We start from the raw sequence: 15,940 nt of genomic DNA, 5'->3' as shown, positions 1-15,940 counted from the left end.
CCCATGAGCCCTCCCGAGTTCGTCAGCACCGTGCCGTTTCCAACGCACACGATCGCGCCGTGGCCGCGCCGGGCCGCGCCGGCGCGCGACCTGCTGCCGCCCCGGTTGCGGGAGTTCGCCCGCCTGATCGGGTTGTCGGCCACCATGTCCTTCGTCGCGCGCTACGGCGGACTGCGGATCTACATTCCGGCGAATCCGGCCCCCGACCATCCGTTCGCCGCGCTGATCGGCTTCGACAACCTGCGCGCCCTCAGCGCCGAGTACGCCGTCGACGGCACGGGGCTTCGCTTCGTGCTGCCCAAGGCCCAACGGGCCCTCGACGCCATCCGCAACGAACAGATCCGCACGGACTACAGCACGGGCAAGTCCATCCGCGCGCTGGCCGCGGAACACAGCCTCGTGGAACGCCAGGTCTCACGCATCGTCGCGGACATTTCGCTCTGACCCGGAGGCCGGGCGGCAGGGCCCGGCCTCCTCACAGGAAAACTCTGGGGACAGTTTCCGGACAAGCCCCCTGTTATCCACAGCGGGAGCGACCTCGCCCAAGTTGTTCCTGTTTTGATAGCACCGCGAAAGCACAGGAGCACACAGTGTCCGGGGTGTGACAAGTTGTTGTCAGGCAAGGGAAAAAGTGCCCTGTCCACAGGGCGGGTTTACCCTTATCTACTACTACTAACTTAAATAAGAAGAATAAATAGAGAAGAGAGCAGGAAGCCCGCGCCCGAAAAAGAGGCCGGGCGAGGGGTCGAAGGGTTAGCCCGGTAGGTCGAATCTGTCTCGGTTGATACGATTTTTCTCAAAGCGCCGATCCCCAGGGCGTTGGAGACAAGATGGACCCGAGCAACCCTCCAGGCGCCGGCGAGGCGCTGTACCGCCTCATGGTGCGCATCCGCGCCTTCGAGAACGCCGCCGAAACCGCCAGCCAGGGCGGGGTCAGCGCCTACGGCCAGCAGGCGGGCGGCGCCGCCAGGGTGCGCGGGCCGCTGCACCTGTCAACCGGGCAGGAAGCGGTGCCGGCGGGCGTGTGCGCCCACCTGCGCGCGAGCGACTACCTCACCTCCACGCACCGCGGCCACGGCCACACGCTGGCCAAGGGCGCGGACCTCACGCGGATGATGTGCGAGCTGTTCGGCAAGGCCACGGGCTTCAACGGCGGCAAGGGCGGCTCGATGCACATCGCGGACTTCTCGGTGGGCATGCTGGGCGCCAACGGCGTGGTCGCGGCGGGGCTACCGATCGCGGTCGGTGCGGCGCATGCGCAAAAGCTCTTGAAGCACGGCGACGACATCACGGTCTGCTTTTTCGGCGACGGCGCGATCAACCGCGGCCCGTTCCTCGAAGCGCTGAACTGGGCCCGCGTGTACGACCTGCCCGTGCTCTTCGTCTGCGAGGACAACCGCTGGAGCGCCACCACCGCGAGCGGCCCGATGACGGCCGGCGACGGCGCCTCGGCGCGCGCCGCGTCGATGGACATCGCGGCCACGCAGGTCGACGGCAACGACGTGTTCGCGGTGCATGCCGCCGCCGCGCGTCTGGTGGCCGAGGTGCGCAGCGGCGCGGGGCCGCGCCTGCTGCACGCGCTCACCTACCGCGTGAAGGGCCATGTGTCGGTCGATCTCGCGGCCTACCGCGACCCGGCCGAGCTGGCCGCCGCGCTGGAGACCGACCCGATCGCGCGCGCCCGCGGCCACCTGCTGGACACCGGCGTGGCCGCCGCAACGCTGGACGCCATCGAGAACGCCGCGCGCGACGAGGTGGACACGGCCCTGGCCGTGGCCGACGCGGCGCCCTGGCCCGAGGCGAGCGCCGCCTTCACCGACGTGCAGACCACGGGAGCAGGCCAATGGCTGTGACGACGCTGAGTTATTCCGAAGCCGCCGTGCGCGCGCTGCAGCAGGAGATGGACGCCGACCCGCGCGTGGTCGTGCTCGGCGAGGACGTGGGCCGCGGCGGCATCTTCGGCCAGTACAAGGGGCTGCAGCAGCAGTACGGCGCCGAACGCGTGATCGACACGCCGATCAGCGAGGCCGCGATCATGGGCGCCGGCGTGGGCATGGCGCTCGCGGGGCTGCGCCCCGTGGTCGAGATGCGCGTGGTCGACTTCGCGCTGTGCGGCATGGACGAGCTGGTGAACCAGGCCGCGAAGAACCGCTTCATGTTCGGCGGCCAAGGCCGCGTGCCGCTGGTGGCGCGGATGCCGGGCGGCATCTGGGACGCCTCGGCCGCGCAGCATTCGCAATCGCTCGAGGCGTGGTTCGCGCACCTGCCGGGCGTGGTGGTGGTGAGCCCCTCGACGCCACAGGACAACCACGGCCTGCTGCGTGCGGCGCTGCAGTGCGGCGACCCGGTGGTCTACATCGAGCACAAGACGCTGTGGGGCCTGCGCGGCGAGGTGGACGACACACTGGCCGTGCCACTGGGCCAGGCGGCGCGCGTGCGCGAAGGCAACGCGCTCACGCTCGTGAGCTGGAGCAAGCAGATGCAGCCTTGCGCCGCGGCCTGCGACGCGCTGGCGGCCGAGGGCATCGCGGTCGATCTGATCGACCTGCGCACACTGTGGCCGTGGGACCGCGAGACGGTGCTGTCGTCGTGCGCGCGCACGGGGCGGCTGCTGGTGGTGCACGAGGCGGTGCAGGCCGCGGGCTTCGGCGCCGAGATCGCCGCGAGCGCGGCCGAGGCCACGGGCTGCCGCGTCGCGCGGCTGGGCGCGCCGCGCATTCCCGTCGGCTACGCGCCGGTGCTGGAGGCGCAGTCGCGCGTGGGCGTGGACGCGATCGTGGCGGCGGCAAAGAAGCTGGCCGGCTGACCCACAAAGGCACGAACGGCCATGGACCCGCTCTTCTTCAAGCTGGTGCGGGTCGTCAATCTCACGGCGCGGCCGTTCCATGAGCGCGTGGGGCGCGAGCACCAGCTCACGCTGAACGAGTGGCGCGCAATGGCCGTGCTGGCCGCGCAGCCGGGGCTCAGCGCCACACAGGTCGCCGACCTCACCGGCCTGGACAAGATGGCCGTGAGCCGCGCGCTGGCGGGCCTGAAGCGCCACCAGCGCGTGCAGCGCCGCAGCGACCCGACCGACCAGCGCTGCAGCCGCCTGTACCTCACGGCCGCCGGCAAGGCGCTGCACGCCACCGTCGGCGCGCTGGGCCGGCAGCGCGAGGCCGAGCTGTTCGCGGGCGTCGATGCGGGCGAGCTGGCCCGCCTGAGCGACACGCTCGACACGCTGATCCGCGCGGTGGAACGCGCGCCCGATCCCGGCGCGACCGATCAGACGGTGTAGCCGCCGTCCACGCTCAGGTTGGCGCCGGTGACGAAGCCGCCGTCCGGGCCCACGAGGTAGGCAACCATGCCGGCGATTTCTTCGGCGCGGCCGTGGCGCGGCAGCACCATCACGTCGTGCATCGAAGCGGCGCGCGGGCCGGTGGCGGGGTTCATGGCGGTGTCGATCGGGCCGGGCTGCACGTTGTTCACCGTGATGCCGCGCGCGCCGAGGTCGCGCGCCAGGCCACGCGTGAGGCCGACGATGGCGGCCTTGCTCATCGCGTAGACGCTGGCGCCCGCGTCCAGCACGCGCTCGGCGTTGATGCTGCCGATGTTGACGATGCGGCCCGTGCCGTCGCCCATGTGGCGCGCGGCGGCCTGGACGGCCACGAAGGTGGCGCGCACGTTGACGTCGATGGTGCGGTCGAAGTCTTCGAGCGAGAAGGTGTCGAGCTCGCCGCCGAGGTACACGCCGGCGTTGTTCACCAGGATGTCGAGCCGCTCGAAGGCGCGCGCGCCCTGGGCAATGGCGGCCGTGAGCGCGGCGGCGTCGCCGGCGTCGGCACGGATGGCCAGCGCGCGGCCGCCGGCGGCCTGGATCTCGCCGGCGAGCTTGTCGGCTTCGGCTTGGGCGCTGACGTAGGTGAAGGCCACGGCCGCGCCGTCGCGCGCCAGCCGGCGCACGATGGCGGCGCCGATGCCGCGCGAGCCGCCGGTGACGAAGGCGACCTTGCCGGCCAGGACGGGGGAGGAGGAAACAGAGGTGGAAGCCATGATTTTTCCGATCAGTTGGAGGAGGAAGGCCTTCAGTGTCGGAATTCCATTCCCTTTGCGGTAGCCATCAATCGGCCCGATCAGATTCAACCCAAAGTTGAAGATGAGCGACAGAATCACGGCATGGAACCGCTCAATCACCTCGAATCCTTCGTGCAGAGCGCCGAGGGCGGCAGCTTCTCGGCGGCCGCGCGGCGCCTGGGGCTCACGCCCGCGGCGGTCAGCAAGAACGTGGCGCGGCTCGAGACGCGGCTGGGCGTGCGGCTGTTCCAGCGCAGCACGCGGCGGCTCACGCTGACCGAGGCCGGGGAGCGCTTCCTGGCGCAGGTCGGCGGCGCGCTGGCCACGCTGCAGGACGCGGTGGCCGGCCTCGCGCAGGACGATGGCCAGCCCTCGGGCACGCTGAAGGTGAGCATGGGCCAGGCCTTCGGGCGCGAGCATGTGCTGCCGTTCATGGGCGACTTCCTGGCGCGCTACCCGGGCATCGTGCCCGACTGGCATTTCGACAACCAGCAGGTCGACCTGGTCGGCGAGGGCTTCGACGCGGCCATCGGCGGCGGCATTGCGCTGTCGCCCGGCGTGGTGGCGCGCGAGCTGGCGCGCATCCACGTGGTCGCGGTGGCGGCGCCGGCCTACCTGGCGGGGCGTGCGCTGCCCGCGCACCCGTCCGAGCTGGCGCGCTTCGACGTGCTGCTGCGCCGCTCCTCGCCCACGGGCCGGCTGCGGCCGTGGACGCTGCGGCATGCGAGCGGCGAGGAAACCATGGTCGACCTGCCGGCGCGCCCGCGCGCGATCTTCAACGACCCCGAGGCGATCGCGCAGGCGGCGCTGCTGGGGCTCGGCGTGGCGATGCTGCCGATGCCCTTCGTGGAACGCGGCCTGCGCAGCGGGGCGCTGGTGCGGCTGCTGCCCGGGTGGTACCAGGATTCGGGCGCCGTGTGGATCTACTACCCGAGCAAGAAGCTGCTGCCGCCCAAGACGCGGGTGTTCGTCGACTTCGTGCTGGCGCGCTTTCGCGAGGCGCAGTTCGCGCAGCGGATGCAGGTGGGCTGAGCGGCGATGTCCATCGAAGGCCGGGGTTTTTACTCGCGACGCCTTTGGCGCCCCCCTGTACAAAGGCGCGCATGACTTCCATCTCCCGCTCTTCTTCTTCCGTCACTTCATCCACCCGCCGCTTCGCGCTCGTCGCCACGGCGGCGGCCACCCTTGCGCTGCTGGGCGGCACCGCACACGCGCAGGCCACCTGGCCGACCAAGCCGGTGCGCATCGTCGTGCCCTTCGCGGCCGGCGGCACCACCGACATCCTGGCGCGCGCCGTGGCGCCCGAACTCTCGAAGGCCTTCGGCCAGCAGTTCATCGTGGACAACCGCGCGGGCGCGGGCGGCAACGTGGGCGCCGAGATCGTCGCGCGCTCGGCCAACGACGGCTACACGCTGCTGATGGGCACGGTGGGCACGCACGGCATCAACCGCGCGCTGTACCCCAAGCTGCCCTTCGACCCGATCAAGGACTTCGTGCCGATCACCCTGGTGGCCGCGGTGCCGAACGTGATGGAGATGAACGCCGAAAAGGCCAAGTCGCTGAACATCCGCAACGTGCAGGACTTCCTCAAGTACGCCAAGGCCAACCCGGGCAAGCTCAACATGGCCTCGAGCGGCAGCGGCACGTCGATCCACCTGGCGGGCGAGCTGTTCAAGAGCATGACGGGCACCTTCATGACGCACATCCCGTACCGGGGCTCGGGCCCGGCGCTGCTCGACCTGGTGGGCGGCAGCGCCGACCTGATGTTCGACAACCTGCCTTCGTCGATGGCGCAGATCAAGGGCGGCAAGCTCACGCCGCTGGCCGTGACCAGCGCCCAGCGCTCGCCCGCGCTGCCCGATGTGCCGACGGTGGCAGAAGCCGGCGGCCCCGCGCTCAAGGGCTACGAGGCGAGCTCATGGTTCGGGCTGCTGGCGCCGGCCGGCACGTCGCCGGAGATCGTGAACCGCATCCAGCAGGAAGTGGCCAAGTCGCTGGGCACGCCGGCGATCAAGGAAAAGATGCTGGCCCAGGGCGCGATCCCGAGCGGCAATTCGCCGGCGGACTTCACGAAGCTCATTGCGAGTGAGCATGTGAAGTGGGCCAAAGTCGTGAAAGATTCGGGCGCGAAAGTGGACTGATCGTCTGGACCGGGGGGCTCAGGTCCCCCAAGTCACATCCTTGCTCTCGGCCTGCGAGTCCTTGAGCATGTGCAGCAGCGGCGCGGCGCGCTGGTGCAGGCCGACATGCTGCTTCTCGGCATCGGCGTCGTGGCCTTCGACGACGTGTTCGTCGTGGTTGTGCGGCGCGGGCTTGCTGCTTTCGAGCGCCAGTGCGGCTTCGAGGGCGGCAATGGCGCCGGGGATCTGCTCGACCGTGATGATGCCCTGCGGCGCGGCCGGCTTGCCGACGATGTCGAGCAGCTGGCGCGCATGCACCTCGAGCATCACGAAGTCTGGGGCGGCCCGGGATTTGAAGCGGTAGAGCATGGTGGTGGTGTCCTCACTTATTTGTAGATGTAGTCACGGGCAAAAGGGTACACCGATTGCGCACCGCGCAAGGCACCGTGTTCGACCTTGCCGTCGGGCTTGGTCGACAGCATCTGGTGCAGCGAGATCCAGCCCTGCTCGAAGCTCATCGCCGAGCCCGCGAGGTACAGGCGGTAGGCGCGAAGAATGCGCTCGGCGTTCTCGCCCTGGCGCCCGCCGCTGCGGCCCAGCACTTCGCGCGCGGCATCGAGCTGCGCCTCGAGGGCGTCGGACCACGCCCACAGCGTGCGCGCGTAGTGCGGGCGCAGGCTCTCGGTGTCGACCATCTCCAGCCCGGCCGCCGCGGTCTCGCGCAGCACGTGCGTCACGTGCAGCAGCTCGCCGCCGGGGAAGATGTACTTCTCGATGAAGTCGCCCATGCCCGCGCCGAGCTGGCGGTAGTTCAGCTCGCCCGAGGTGATGCCGTGGTTGAGCACCAGCCCGCCCGGCTTGAGCAAGGTGTGGATCTTGTGGAAATAGGTCGGCATGTTGGCCGCGCCCACGTGCTCGAACATGCCCACCGACGAGATCTTGTCGAAGGGCTGGTCGTCGGGCAGTTCGCGGTAGTCGCGCAGCTCCACGCGCACGCGACCCTGCAGCCCTTTTTCCTCGATGAGCCGCTGCACATGCGCGTGCTGGTTCTTCGACAGCGTGATGCCCGTGGCGTCCACGCCGTAGTGCTCGGCCGCCCACAGCAGCAGCGCGCCCCAGCCCGAGCCGATGTCCAGGTAGCGCTCGCCGGGCTGCAGCATGAGCTTGCGGCAGATGTGGTCGAGCTTGGCCTCCTGCGCCTGCGCCAGCGTGAGTTCGGGCGTACGGAAGTAGGCGCATGAATAGACGCGGCGCGGGTCCAGCCACAGCGCGTAGAAATCGTCGGAGACGTCGTAGTGGAACTCGATCTGCGCGGCGTCCTTGCGCAGCGAGTGCGAGCCGCGCGACTTGGCGCGGCGCTGCAGGCGGCTCCACCAGGTGGTGTCGGTCTCGGCCGGGTTGCCGGGCAACAGGCCGACGGTGGCGTCGATCAGGTCGCGCATGGCGCCCTCGATCTGCACCTTGCCCTCGACGTAGGCCTCGCCGATGGCCCCGACCTGCCGGCCGGCCAGCTTGGCCAGCACCGACCACTCCTTGAAAGCCAGCGTCACGCGTGAACCCGCCTGGGCGACCCGGCGCCCGTCGGGCAGCTCCAGTGCGATGGGCACGGGCAGCGAGGCCAGCTGCGACTCGATCTTGGGTATCAAGTGTTGCATGCGTCCATGGTATTGATTTTTCCAAGGATTTGCATGACATCGCGCAGCCGCGCGGGCCGCAGGCCTCTGCAGAGAAGCCCTCGTTGACAACAGATTGTTTATGCCTAAACTATTCAACCATGAACAGCTTGACCTCCCCCCGCCTCGCGCCCGCCTCGGACCTCCAGCGCATCCTGTGCATCGGTGGGGGTCCAGCCGGCCTGTATTTCGCCCTGCTGATGAAGGCCCGCAACCCGGCGCTGCAGATCACCGTGGTCGAACGCAACCGCCCCTTCGACACCTTCGGCTGGGGCGTGGTGCTCAGCGACCAGACGCTGGGCAACCTGCGCGAAGCCGACGGCCCGACTGCCGCGCTCATCGGCAACGAGTTCCACCACTGGGACGACATCCAGGTCTTCTTCAAGGACCGCCAGGTGCGCTCGGGCGGCCACGGCTTCTGCGGCATCGGCCGCAAGCGCCTCCTGAACATCCTGCAGGAACGCTGCCTCGAACTCGGCGTGGAGCTGGTCTTCGAAACCGACGCCACCGACGACCAGGCCATTGCCGCGCAGTACAAGGCCGACCTCGTCATTGCGAGCGACGGCCTCAACAGCCGCATCCGCCAGCGCTATGCCGACGTGTTCAAGCCCGACATCGACCTGCGCAACTGCCGCTTCGTGTGGCTGGGCACGCACCAGACCTTCGACGCCTTCACCTTCGCCTTCGAACAGACCGAGCACGGCTGGTTCCAGGCGCACGCCTACCAGTTCGACGACAAGACCTCGACCTTCATCGTCGAGACGCCCGAGGCCGTGTGGAAGGCCCACGGCCTCGACCAGATGGAGCAGCCCGAGGCCATCGCCTTCTGCGAGAAGCTGTTCGCCAAGTACCTGGGCGGCCACGCGCTCATCAGCAACGCCACGCACCTGCGCGGCTCGGCCAACTGGATCCGCTTTCCGCGCGTGGTCTGCGAGCGCTGGACGCACCGCATCGACGTCGAAGGCCGCTCGGTGCCCGTCGTGCTCATGGGCGACGCCGCGCACACGGCACACTTCTCGATTGGCTCGGGCACCAAGCTCGCGCTCGAAGACGCGATCGACCTGGCCAACGAATTCGAACAGGGCGGCACGCTCGACCATGTGCTCGAAGGCTATGAAGCACGACGCAGCGTCGAGGTGCTGAAGATCCAGAACGCCGCGCGCAACTCGACCGAGTGGTTCGAGAACGTGCCACGCTACACGGGCATGGAGATCGAGCAGTTCGCCTACTCGCTGCTCACGCGCTCGCAGCGCATCAGCCACGAGAACCTGCGCGTGCGCGACACGCAATGGCTCGGCGGCTACGAGCAGTGGCTGGCAGGCGGCAAGGCGATGGCGCCGATGCTGATGCCGCTGAAGGTGCGCGGCCTCGAACTCAAGAACCGCATCGTGGTCTCGCCGATGGCGACCTACAGCGCGGTCGACGGCGTGCCGCAGGATTTCCTGCTGGTGCACCTGGGCGCGCGCGCGCTCGGCGGCGCCGCGATGGTGTGCGTCGAGATGACGAGCCCGACGCCCGAAGGCCGCATCACGCCGGCTTGCACGGGCCTGTACAACGACACGCAGCAGGCCGCGTTCAAGCGCATCGTCGACTTCGTGCACACGCAGTCGAGCGCCAAGATCGCGATGCAGCTCGGCCACAGCGGCCCCAAGGGCTCGACGCGCGTGGGCTGGGAAGGCACCGACGAACCCCTCGAAAGCGGCAACTGGCCGGTGCTCGGCGCGAGCGCCCTGCCCTACGGTGAACAGAACCAGCTGCCGGCCGCGATCACGCGTGCCGAGATGGACACGCTGCGCGACCAGTTCGTCGACTCGACACGCCGGGCGGTCGAGTGCGGCTTCGACTGGCTCGAGCTGCACTGCGCGCACGGCTACCTGCTGTCGGCCTTCATCAGCCCGCTCACCAACCTGCGCACCGACGAGTACGGCGGCGACATCGAAGCACGCTGCCGCTACCCGCTCGAAGTGTTCCGCGCGATGCGCGCCGTGTGGCCGGCCGACAAGCCGATGAGCGTGCGCATCTCGGCCCACGACTGGGCGCCTGGCGGCAACACCGATGCCGATGCCGTGGTGGTCGCGCGCCTCTTCAAGGAGGCCGGTGCCGACTTCATCGACGTGTCCTCGGGCCAGACCACGCGCGCCGCCAAGCCCGTGTACGGTCGCATGTACCAGACGCCGTTCGCCGACCGCATCCGCAACGAGGTCGGCATCTCAACCATCGCGGTGGGCGCCATCACCGACGCCGACCAGGCCAACAGCATCATCGCGGCCGGCCGCGCCGACCTGTGCGCCGTGGCGCGCCCGCACCTGGCCGACCCGGCCTGGACGCTGCACGAGGCCGCCAAGCTGCAAAGCCGCGACGTCGATTGGCCCAAGCAGTACCTGAGCGGCCGCGACCAGATGTACCGCGAGATCGCCAAGCAGCAGCAGATCGCCGCAGCCACCGCTGCCGCAGGCCGCGCGGCCGACGCCGAAGAGACACACTGACATGGACCTCGAAGCACGCGCCCACAGCGAGCACCCCGAGGCGCTGCGCCTCTGGCTGCGCCTGCTCACCTGCACGCAGCTGGTGGAAAAGCAGGTGCGCAACGGCCTGCGCGCGCAGTTCGCCACCACGCTGCCGCGCTTCGATCTCATGTCGCAACTCGAGCGCTCGCCCGACGGGCTGAAGATGAACGAGCTCTCGCGCCGCATGATGGTCACGGGCGGCAACGTCACCGGCATCACCGACCAGCTCGTGACCGAAGGGCTGGTGGAGCGCATCAACGTCGAGGGCGACCGCCGCGCCTGGCGCGTGCGCCTCACGCCGCGCGGACGCAAGCTCTTCAACGAGATGGCGCAGCAGCACGAAGACTGGATCGTCGAGGCTTTCTCGAGCCTCAACCCCAAGGAGATCGCGCAGCTTCACAAGCTGCTCGGCAAGGTCAAGCAACATTCCCACAGCAGCCAATTGGCGGAGACCGCATGAAGCACTACATCGGCGCAAGCAATCCCATGCGCGCGCAATTCGAACCCAAGGCCGACTACAAGGCCGAGCACTTTGCCTGGCGCTACGAGGCCGGCGTCGGCACCATCACGCTGAACCGCCCCGAGCGCAAGAACCCGCTGACCTTCGATTCGTACGCCGAGCTGCGCGACCTGTTCCGCGCGCTGACCTACGCGACCGACGTGAAGGTGATCGTCGTCACCGGCGCTGGCGGCAACTTCTGCTCGGGCGGCGACGTGCATGAAATCATCGGCCCGCTGACCGGCATGCGCATGCCCGAGCTGCTCGAGTTCACGCGCATGACGGGCGACCTCGTGAAGGCCATCCGCAACTGCCCGCAGCCCATCGTCGGCGCGATCGACGGCGTGTGCGCCGGCGCCGGCGCGATGATCGCGCTGGCCTGCGACCTGCGCTACGGCACGCCCGCCACGCGCACCGCCTTCCTCTTCACCCGCGTGGGCCTGGCCGGCGCCGACATGGGCGCCTGCGCGCTGCTGCCGCGCGTGATCGGCCAGGGCCGCGCCTCGGAGCTGCTGTTCACCGGCCGCGCCATGACCGCCGACGAAGGCCAGGCCTGGGGCTTCTTCAACGCACTGCACGACAGCGCCTCGCTGCTCGACGCCGCCACCAAGGTCGCGCGCGACCTGGCCGAAGGCCCGAGCTTCGCGCACGGCATGACCAAGACGATGCTCGCGCAAGAGTGGTCGATGACCATCGACCAGGCCATCGAGGCCGAAGCGCAGGCGCAGGCGATCTGCATGCAGACCGAAGACTTCAAGCGCGCCTACGAGGCCTTCGCGGCCAAGCGCAAGCCGGTGTTCGGCGGAGACTGATGCGCATCATGATGACCAAGATCCCCGCCCCACCTTCGACCGCGCACCTCGCGCTGCCGTTCTTCGACGACGCGCACCGCGCGCTCGCCAACGACCTGCTGCCCTGGTGCGCCGCCCAGGAGATCGATGAGCGCGACGACCGCGCGGCCTGCCGCGAATGGGTGCGCCGCCTCGGCGACGCCGGCTGGCTGCGCTACGCGGTGCCCGGCAGTGCCGGCGGCGCGCTCGAGCGCCTCGATTCACGCGCGCTCGTGCTGCTGCGCGAAACGCTCGGCTACCACTCGCCACTGGCCGACTTCGCGTTCGCGATGCAGGGCCTGGGCAGCGGTGCGATCACGCTGGACGGCACGCCCGAGCAGCAGTCGCATTACCTCACGGCCGTGGGCCAGGGCAAGAAGATCGCGGCCTTCGCGCTCAGCGAACCCGAAGCCGGCTCCGACGTCGCAGCGATGGCGATGCGCGCCGAGCCCACCGCCGACGGCTGGCGCCTGAACGGCGAGAAGACCTGGATCAGCAACGGCGGCATCGCCGACTTCTACTGCGTGTTCGCCAAGACCGACCCCACGGCCGGCACGCGCGGCATCACGGTGTTCATCGTCGACGCGACGACGCCGGGGCTCGACACCTCGGCCCACATCGACGTGATGGCGCCGCACCCGCTGGCCACCCTGCGCTTCGACAACTGCGTCGTGCCGCGCACGGCGCAGCTGGGCACGCTGAACGGCGGCTTCAAGCTCGCGATGCGCACGCTCGACATCTTCCGCGCCTCGGTGGCCGCCGCCGCGCTCGGCATGGGGCGCCGCGCGCTGGCCGAAGCCATCGCGCATGCCAAGGGTCGCCGCATGTTCGGCCAGACGCTGGCCGACTTCCAGCTCACGCAGGCCAAGCTCGGCGAGATGGCCGCGCTGATCGACAGCGCCGCGCTGCTCACCTACCGCGCCGCCTGGATGCGCGACGACGCGGAGCGCCGCGGCGCGCCGGCAGTCGGCGACGTGTCGGCCGCTGCGGCCATGGCCAAGATGTGCGCCACCGAGAACGCGAGCCGCGTGATCGACATGGCGCTGCAGATGCATGGTGGCCTCGGCGTGAAGGTCGGCACCAAGATCGAAAGCCTGTACCGGGACATCCGCTCGCTGCGCATCTATGAAGGCGCAACGGAAGTCCAGCAACTGATCATCGGCAAATCCGTTTTGCGGGGGTGAAACCGTGTCTGCCCAAGTCGATCGCTTCGTTCATGACCGCCTGCCGCCTGCCGCGCAGCTGCCGGTCTTTCGCTACGACCTGCCCGAGCTGCAGTTCCCCGACCAGCTGAACCTGGTCGAGGAGCTGCTGGACAAGGCGGTCGCCAAGGGCTTCGGCGACCGGCCGATGCTGCGCTCGCCCGCCGGCGTGCTCACCTACGCCCAGGCGGGCGTCGAGGTGAACCGCATCGCCCAGGTGCTGGTCGAGGATCTCGGGCTCGTGCCCGGCAACCGCGTGCTGCTGCGCGGCGGCAACTCGGTGTGGATGGCGCTCTCGTGGCTCGCCGTGGTCAAGGCCGGGCTGATCGCGGTGGCGACCATGCCGCTGCTGCGCGCCAAGGAGCTCGGCGAGATCATCGAAAAATCGCAGCCCGTGGCCGCGTTGTGCGAAGGCCGCCTGCTCGAGGAGCTGGTGGCCGCGCAGAAGGCGCACCCGGTGCTCGCGACGGTGATTGCCTTCAACCAGCCCGACGCGCCCGATTCGCTGTCGGCCCGCGCGGCAAGCAAGAGCGGTGTGTTCCCCGCCTGCCCCACGGCGGCCGACGACATCGCGCTGCTGGCCTTCACCTCGGGCACCACGGGCAAGCCCAAGGCACCCGTCACCACGCACCGCGACGTGGTCGCCATGTGCCAGACCTGGCCGCGCCACGTGCTGCGCGCGCGCAGCGACGACATCGTGGTCGGCACGCCGCCGCTGGCCTTCACCTTCGGGCTCGGCGGCTTGCTGATCTTCCCGATGTGGGCTGGTGCTTCGGTGTACTTTCCCGAGGGCGCTTTCTCGCCCGAGGCGCTCGTGAAGCTCATCAACGAGGTCGGCGCGACCATCTGCTACACCGCGCCCACCTTCTATCGCCAGATGGCGCCCTTCGTCCGGCAGCACGGGGCGCCGAGCCTGCGCATCTGCGTGAGCGCAGGCGAGGCGCTTCCCGACGCCACGCGCCAGCTCTGGAAGGAGACCACCGGCATCGAGATGCTCGACGGCATCGGCGGCACCGAGGTGTTCCACATCTACATCTCGGCCGCCGGCGACGAAGTGCGCCGCGGCGCCGTCGGCAAGGCGGTGCCGGGGTTCACCGCCAAGGTGGTCGACGACCAGGGCAACGACGTGCCGCGCGGCACGGTCGGCAAGCTGGCGCTGCAAGGCCCGGTCGGTTGCCGCTACCTCGACGATCCGCGCCAGGCCGACTACGTGAAGAACGGCTGGAACTACCCCGGCGACTCGTTCGTGCAGGATGACGACGGCTACTTCTTCTATCAGGCGCGTGCGGACGACATGATCATCACGGCCGGCTACAACGTCGGCGGCCCGGAGGTGGAGGATGCGCTGCTCAAGCACCCGGCCGTGGCCGAGTGCGGCGTGATCGGCAAGCCCGACACCGACCGGGGCATGATCGTGAAGGCCTTCTGCGTGCTCAAGCCCGGCAACACCGGCGACGCAGCGATGGTGAAGGCCCTCCAGGACCACGTGAAAGCCACCATCGCCCCCTTCAAGTACCCGCGGGAGATCGAGTTCGTGACGGCGCTGCCGCGCACCGAAACCGGCAAACTCCAGCGCTTCAAATTGAGACAACTCAACAGCAACACACCATCATGACGAACAAACTCATTCAGCCCCCGGGCTGGCTGCCCCCGAAGGGCTATGCAAACGGCATCGCGGCGCGCGGCACCCAGGTGTTCGTCGGCGGCCAGATCGGCTGGAATGCCCAGCAGCAGTTCGAATCCGACGACTTCATCGACCAGTGCGGCCAGGCGCTGCGCAACATCGCCGAGGTGCTGCGCGAAGCCGGTGCCGGCCCCGAGCACATGGTGCGCATGACCTGGTACGTGACGGACCGCGACGAGTACAGCCGGCGCCTGTCCGAGCTCGGCCCGGTCTACCGCGACGCGCTGGGCCGCAACTTCCCGGCCATGACCTGCGTGCAGGTGGCGGCGCTGGTGGAGCATCGCGCGAAGGTGGAGATCGAGGTGACGGCGGTCATTCCGGACTGATCCTGCGCTTGGGCTGTGCGTCAGCGCAGTCTTCAGGTGCTGCTGCGACGCACGTTCTCGAGACCGGCCTCTTTGTGGGGCTCGTCCGGAAACAGAAAAGCCCTCTTCGCGAGGGCTTTTTTTGTGTCGAATTTCGACTGGAAATTTCCAAAAGAATTCGGCCAAAGAAAAAGGCCCTTTGATTTCTCAAAGGGCCTTTTAAATTGGTTGCGCGAGGGGGATTTGGACAAGAGAGACTTGTCGCGATCCCCAACAGCAGCGCGCGCGGTCGCTGAGACGGCCGCCTACGCCGGATCTTCGGGGTGGGCGACGGGCTCAAGGAAACGAGCTGCAGCTGCCTGAGGCGAAAGCGCTCGCAGATGCGCGTCGCGAGCCAGATCCGCAGCCAACTCTTCGAGCTGCTGGGTGTCCACCGTGCGCCAGTGGGACTTCAGGCGTTGGGCGCAGTAGTAGACCCATATGTCGGTAGGAATCTCGTCGTCCATGGATTAAATAGTACTGTATATTTATCCAGTGTCAACGCTCATCGCCTACGAGGTCTTCCGCACCCGCTTCGAGGGTGGAAAGCTCCAGTCTGCGGAGGCGATCAAGCACACCCGCAGGGTCGGCAACCTCAACTACATGGAACGCGTCTACGACCCGCGGCCAGGTCGCAGCATCTACCTCGCGACGCTCCTTCAGCCGGACGGCGAAACGTACGTCATCCCAGCGCTCGACCGGGCGCGGCTGCGGAAGATTCAGGGCGGCATCCTGATATCCGGCATCGAGATCAAGCCGCGCGGCATCGGCTCGAAAAACATCAAGTCCGACGACTACCCGCAGACGTGGTTTTGCCGACCGGTCGTAATTCCACGTGGCGGGTTTGACGATGATGCGGAGCGGTATGGCAACCCTGCCGAATCGAGGCGCCAAGCGCGCGAACGCGAGCTTGAGCAATCGCTTGAGGCGCGGAGCATCGCCGAGACACTGACGAAGAGGCCGACGCGCCGGATGCCCTATGACCCCGCGACGGCCTGCGGTCGCTCGCCGGGGTACTTTTGAGTCGC

General features: G+C 68.8%; 17 protein-coding genes. 13 read left to right on the top strand and 4 right to left on the bottom strand.

What is annotated here, in order from left to right; genetic code table 11:
* The first annotated feature begins 3 nt into the window (after nucleotides 1-3).
* The 4 genes from AC07YS_RS12235 (at nucleotide 4) to AC07YS_RS12220 (ending at nucleotide 3,277) form a co-directional block, all read left to right on the top strand.
* Nucleotides 4-444, top strand: coding sequence for a Mor transcription activator family protein (locus tag AC07YS_RS12235; RefSeq protein ID WP_492741839.1), 441 nt, complete (start codon nucleotides 4-6; stop codon nucleotides 442-444).
* Between the two features lie 386 nt (nucleotides 445-830).
* The gene (locus tag AC07YS_RS12230) at nucleotides 831-1,853 is read left to right on the top strand and encodes a thiamine pyrophosphate-dependent dehydrogenase E1 component subunit alpha (RefSeq protein ID WP_495267934.1); all 1,023 of its coding nucleotides are present in this window, start codon (nucleotides 831-833) and stop codon (nucleotides 1,851-1,853) included.
* The gene (locus tag AC07YS_RS12225) at nucleotides 1,844-2,806 is read left to right on the top strand and encodes an alpha-ketoacid dehydrogenase subunit beta (RefSeq protein WP_159274838.1); all 963 of its coding nucleotides are present in this window, start codon (nucleotides 1,844-1,846) and stop codon (nucleotides 2,804-2,806) included. The genes AC07YS_RS12230 and AC07YS_RS12225 overlap by 10 nt, the downstream gene beginning before the upstream one ends.
* A 21-nt stretch (nucleotides 2,807-2,827) precedes the next feature.
* Nucleotides 2,828-3,277 carry a MarR family winged helix-turn-helix transcriptional regulator gene (locus AC07YS_RS12220; RefSeq protein WP_095747150.1) on the top strand — a complete coding sequence of 150 codons (450 nt, stop codon included), beginning with the start codon at nucleotides 2,828-2,830 and terminating at the stop codon, nucleotides 3,275-3,277.
* Here the strand turns inward: AC07YS_RS12220 and AC07YS_RS12215 are convergent.
* Nucleotides 3,265-4,032, bottom strand: coding sequence for an SDR family oxidoreductase (locus tag AC07YS_RS12215; protein WP_062474843.1), 768 nt, complete (start codon nucleotides 4,030-4,032; stop codon nucleotides 3,265-3,267). The genes AC07YS_RS12220 and AC07YS_RS12215 overlap by 13 nt on opposite strands.
* A 123-nt stretch (nucleotides 4,033-4,155) precedes the next feature.
* Here AC07YS_RS12215 and AC07YS_RS12210 point away from each other — a divergent pair, with 123 nt between their 5' ends.
* A complete protein-coding gene (locus tag AC07YS_RS12210) occupies nucleotides 4,156-5,085 on the top strand; it encodes a LysR family transcriptional regulator (RefSeq protein WP_492730420.1) in 930 nt (309 codons plus the stop codon).
* A 71-nt stretch (nucleotides 5,086-5,156) separates the two neighbouring features.
* A complete protein-coding gene (locus AC07YS_RS12205) occupies nucleotides 5,157-6,194 on the top strand; it encodes a Bug family tripartite tricarboxylate transporter substrate binding protein (protein WP_495267935.1) in 1,038 nt (345 codons plus the stop codon).
* Nucleotides 6,195-6,212: 18 nt separating this feature from the next.
* Here the strand turns inward: AC07YS_RS12205 and AC07YS_RS12200 are convergent, their stop codons facing one another.
* Nucleotides 6,213-6,542: a DUF1840 domain-containing protein gene (locus tag AC07YS_RS12200; RefSeq protein WP_070062980.1), complete on the bottom strand. Its 330-nt coding sequence runs from the start codon at nucleotides 6,540-6,542 to the stop codon at nucleotides 6,213-6,215.
* Between the two features lie 17 nt (nucleotides 6,543-6,559).
* Entirely contained in the window at nucleotides 6,560-7,828 is a 1,269-nt protein-coding gene (locus AC07YS_RS12195; RefSeq protein WP_062474832.1) for a class I SAM-dependent methyltransferase, read from the bottom strand.
* A 119-nt stretch (nucleotides 7,829-7,947) separates the two neighbouring features.
* On the opposite strand from AC07YS_RS12195, the gene AC07YS_RS12190 reads away from it, so the two are divergent.
* Genes AC07YS_RS12190 through AC07YS_RS12165 form a run of 6 tightly spaced genes read left to right on the top strand, consistent with a single transcriptional unit; the run spans nucleotide 7,948 to nucleotide 14,894 of the window.
* Nucleotides 7,948-10,332, top strand: coding sequence for a bifunctional salicylyl-CoA 5-hydroxylase/oxidoreductase (locus tag AC07YS_RS12190; RefSeq protein WP_495267936.1), 2,385 nt, complete (start codon nucleotides 7,948-7,950; stop codon nucleotides 10,330-10,332).
* 1 nt (nucleotide 10,333) lies between these two features.
* Entirely contained in the window at nucleotides 10,334-10,813 is a 480-nt protein-coding gene (locus tag AC07YS_RS12185) for a MarR family winged helix-turn-helix transcriptional regulator (RefSeq protein WP_056576953.1), read from the top strand.
* Entirely contained in the window at nucleotides 10,810-11,664 is an 855-nt protein-coding gene (locus tag AC07YS_RS12180) for an enoyl-CoA hydratase family protein (protein WP_062474826.1), read from the top strand. The genes AC07YS_RS12185 and AC07YS_RS12180 overlap by 4 nt, the downstream gene beginning before the upstream one ends.
* Before the next feature lie 8 nt (nucleotides 11,665-11,672).
* Nucleotides 11,673-12,866 carry an acyl-CoA dehydrogenase family protein gene (locus AC07YS_RS12175; protein WP_495267937.1) on the top strand — a complete coding sequence of 398 codons (1,194 nt, stop codon included), beginning with the start codon at nucleotides 11,673-11,675 and terminating at the stop codon, nucleotides 12,864-12,866.
* Between the two features lie 4 nt (nucleotides 12,867-12,870).
* Nucleotides 12,871-14,499 carry an AMP-binding protein gene (locus AC07YS_RS12170; protein ID WP_495267938.1) on the top strand — a complete coding sequence of 543 codons (1,629 nt, stop codon included), beginning with the start codon at nucleotides 12,871-12,873 and terminating at the stop codon, nucleotides 14,497-14,499.
* A complete protein-coding gene (locus AC07YS_RS12165) occupies nucleotides 14,496-14,894 on the top strand; it encodes a RidA family protein (RefSeq protein WP_056576966.1) in 399 nt (132 codons plus the stop codon). Before AC07YS_RS12170 ends, AC07YS_RS12165 begins: the two co-directional genes overlap by 4 nt.
* Nucleotides 14,895-15,178: 284 nt before the next feature.
* Here AC07YS_RS12165 and AC07YS_RS12160 read toward each other — a convergent pair whose 3' ends face one another.
* Nucleotides 15,179-15,379 carry a hypothetical protein gene (locus AC07YS_RS12160; protein ID WP_495267939.1) on the bottom strand — a complete coding sequence of 67 codons (201 nt, stop codon included), beginning with the start codon at nucleotides 15,377-15,379 and terminating at the stop codon, nucleotides 15,179-15,181.
* A 28-nt stretch (nucleotides 15,380-15,407) separates the two neighbouring features.
* Here AC07YS_RS12160 and AC07YS_RS12155 point away from each other — a divergent pair, with 28 nt between their 5' ends.
* On the top strand, nucleotides 15,408-15,935 hold the full coding sequence (locus AC07YS_RS12155; RefSeq protein WP_495267940.1) for a hypothetical protein: 528 nt from the start codon (nucleotides 15,408-15,410) through the stop codon (nucleotides 15,933-15,935).
* The last annotated feature ends 5 nt before the right edge of the window (nucleotides 15,936-15,940 follow it).

This window comes from Variovorax sp. GW458-11-26-14-LB1, from assembly GCF_059423965.1.
This window is presented reverse-complemented; position numbering and strand designations above follow the sequence as displayed.

What these genes read in the sequence shown, in the direction of transcription:
- AC07YS_RS12235 (WP_492741839.1), top strand. Translation starts at nt 4, where the DNA reads ATGAGCCCTCCCGAGTTCGTCAGCACCGTGCCGTTTCCAACGCACACG.
- AC07YS_RS12230 (WP_495267934.1), top strand. Translation starts at nt 831, where the DNA reads ATGGACCCGAGCAACCCTCCAGGCGCCGGCGAGGCGCTGTACCGCCTC.
- AC07YS_RS12225 (WP_159274838.1), top strand. Translation starts at nt 1,844, where the DNA reads ATGGCTGTGACGACGCTGAGTTATTCCGAAGCCGCCGTGCGCGCGCTG.
- AC07YS_RS12220 (WP_095747150.1), top strand. Translation starts at nt 2,828, where the DNA reads ATGGACCCGCTCTTCTTCAAGCTGGTGCGGGTCGTCAATCTCACGGCG.
- AC07YS_RS12215 (WP_062474843.1), bottom strand. Translation starts at nt 4,032, where the DNA reads ATGGCTTCCACCTCTGTTTCCTCCTCCCCCGTCCTGGCCGGCAAGGTC.
- AC07YS_RS12210 (WP_492730420.1), top strand. Translation starts at nt 4,156, where the DNA reads ATGGAACCGCTCAATCACCTCGAATCCTTCGTGCAGAGCGCCGAGGGC.
- AC07YS_RS12205 (WP_495267935.1), top strand. Translation starts at nt 5,157, where the DNA reads ATGACTTCCATCTCCCGCTCTTCTTCTTCCGTCACTTCATCCACCCGC.
- AC07YS_RS12200 (WP_070062980.1), bottom strand. Translation starts at nt 6,542, where the DNA reads ATGCTCTACCGCTTCAAATCCCGGGCCGCCCCAGACTTCGTGATGCTC.
- AC07YS_RS12195 (WP_062474832.1), bottom strand. Translation starts at nt 7,828, where the DNA reads ATGCAACACTTGATACCCAAGATCGAGTCGCAGCTGGCCTCGCTGCCC.
- AC07YS_RS12190 (WP_495267936.1), top strand. Translation starts at nt 7,948, where the DNA reads ATGAACAGCTTGACCTCCCCCCGCCTCGCGCCCGCCTCGGACCTCCAG.
- AC07YS_RS12185 (WP_056576953.1), top strand. Translation starts at nt 10,334, where the DNA reads ATGGACCTCGAAGCACGCGCCCACAGCGAGCACCCCGAGGCGCTGCGC.
- AC07YS_RS12180 (WP_062474826.1), top strand. Translation starts at nt 10,810, where the DNA reads ATGAAGCACTACATCGGCGCAAGCAATCCCATGCGCGCGCAATTCGAA.
- AC07YS_RS12175 (WP_495267937.1), top strand. Translation starts at nt 11,673, where the DNA reads ATGATGACCAAGATCCCCGCCCCACCTTCGACCGCGCACCTCGCGCTG.
- AC07YS_RS12165 (WP_056576966.1), top strand. Translation starts at nt 14,496, where the DNA reads ATGACGAACAAACTCATTCAGCCCCCGGGCTGGCTGCCCCCGAAGGGC.
- AC07YS_RS12160 (WP_495267939.1), bottom strand. Translation starts at nt 15,379, where the DNA reads ATGGACGACGAGATTCCTACCGACATATGGGTCTACTACTGCGCCCAA.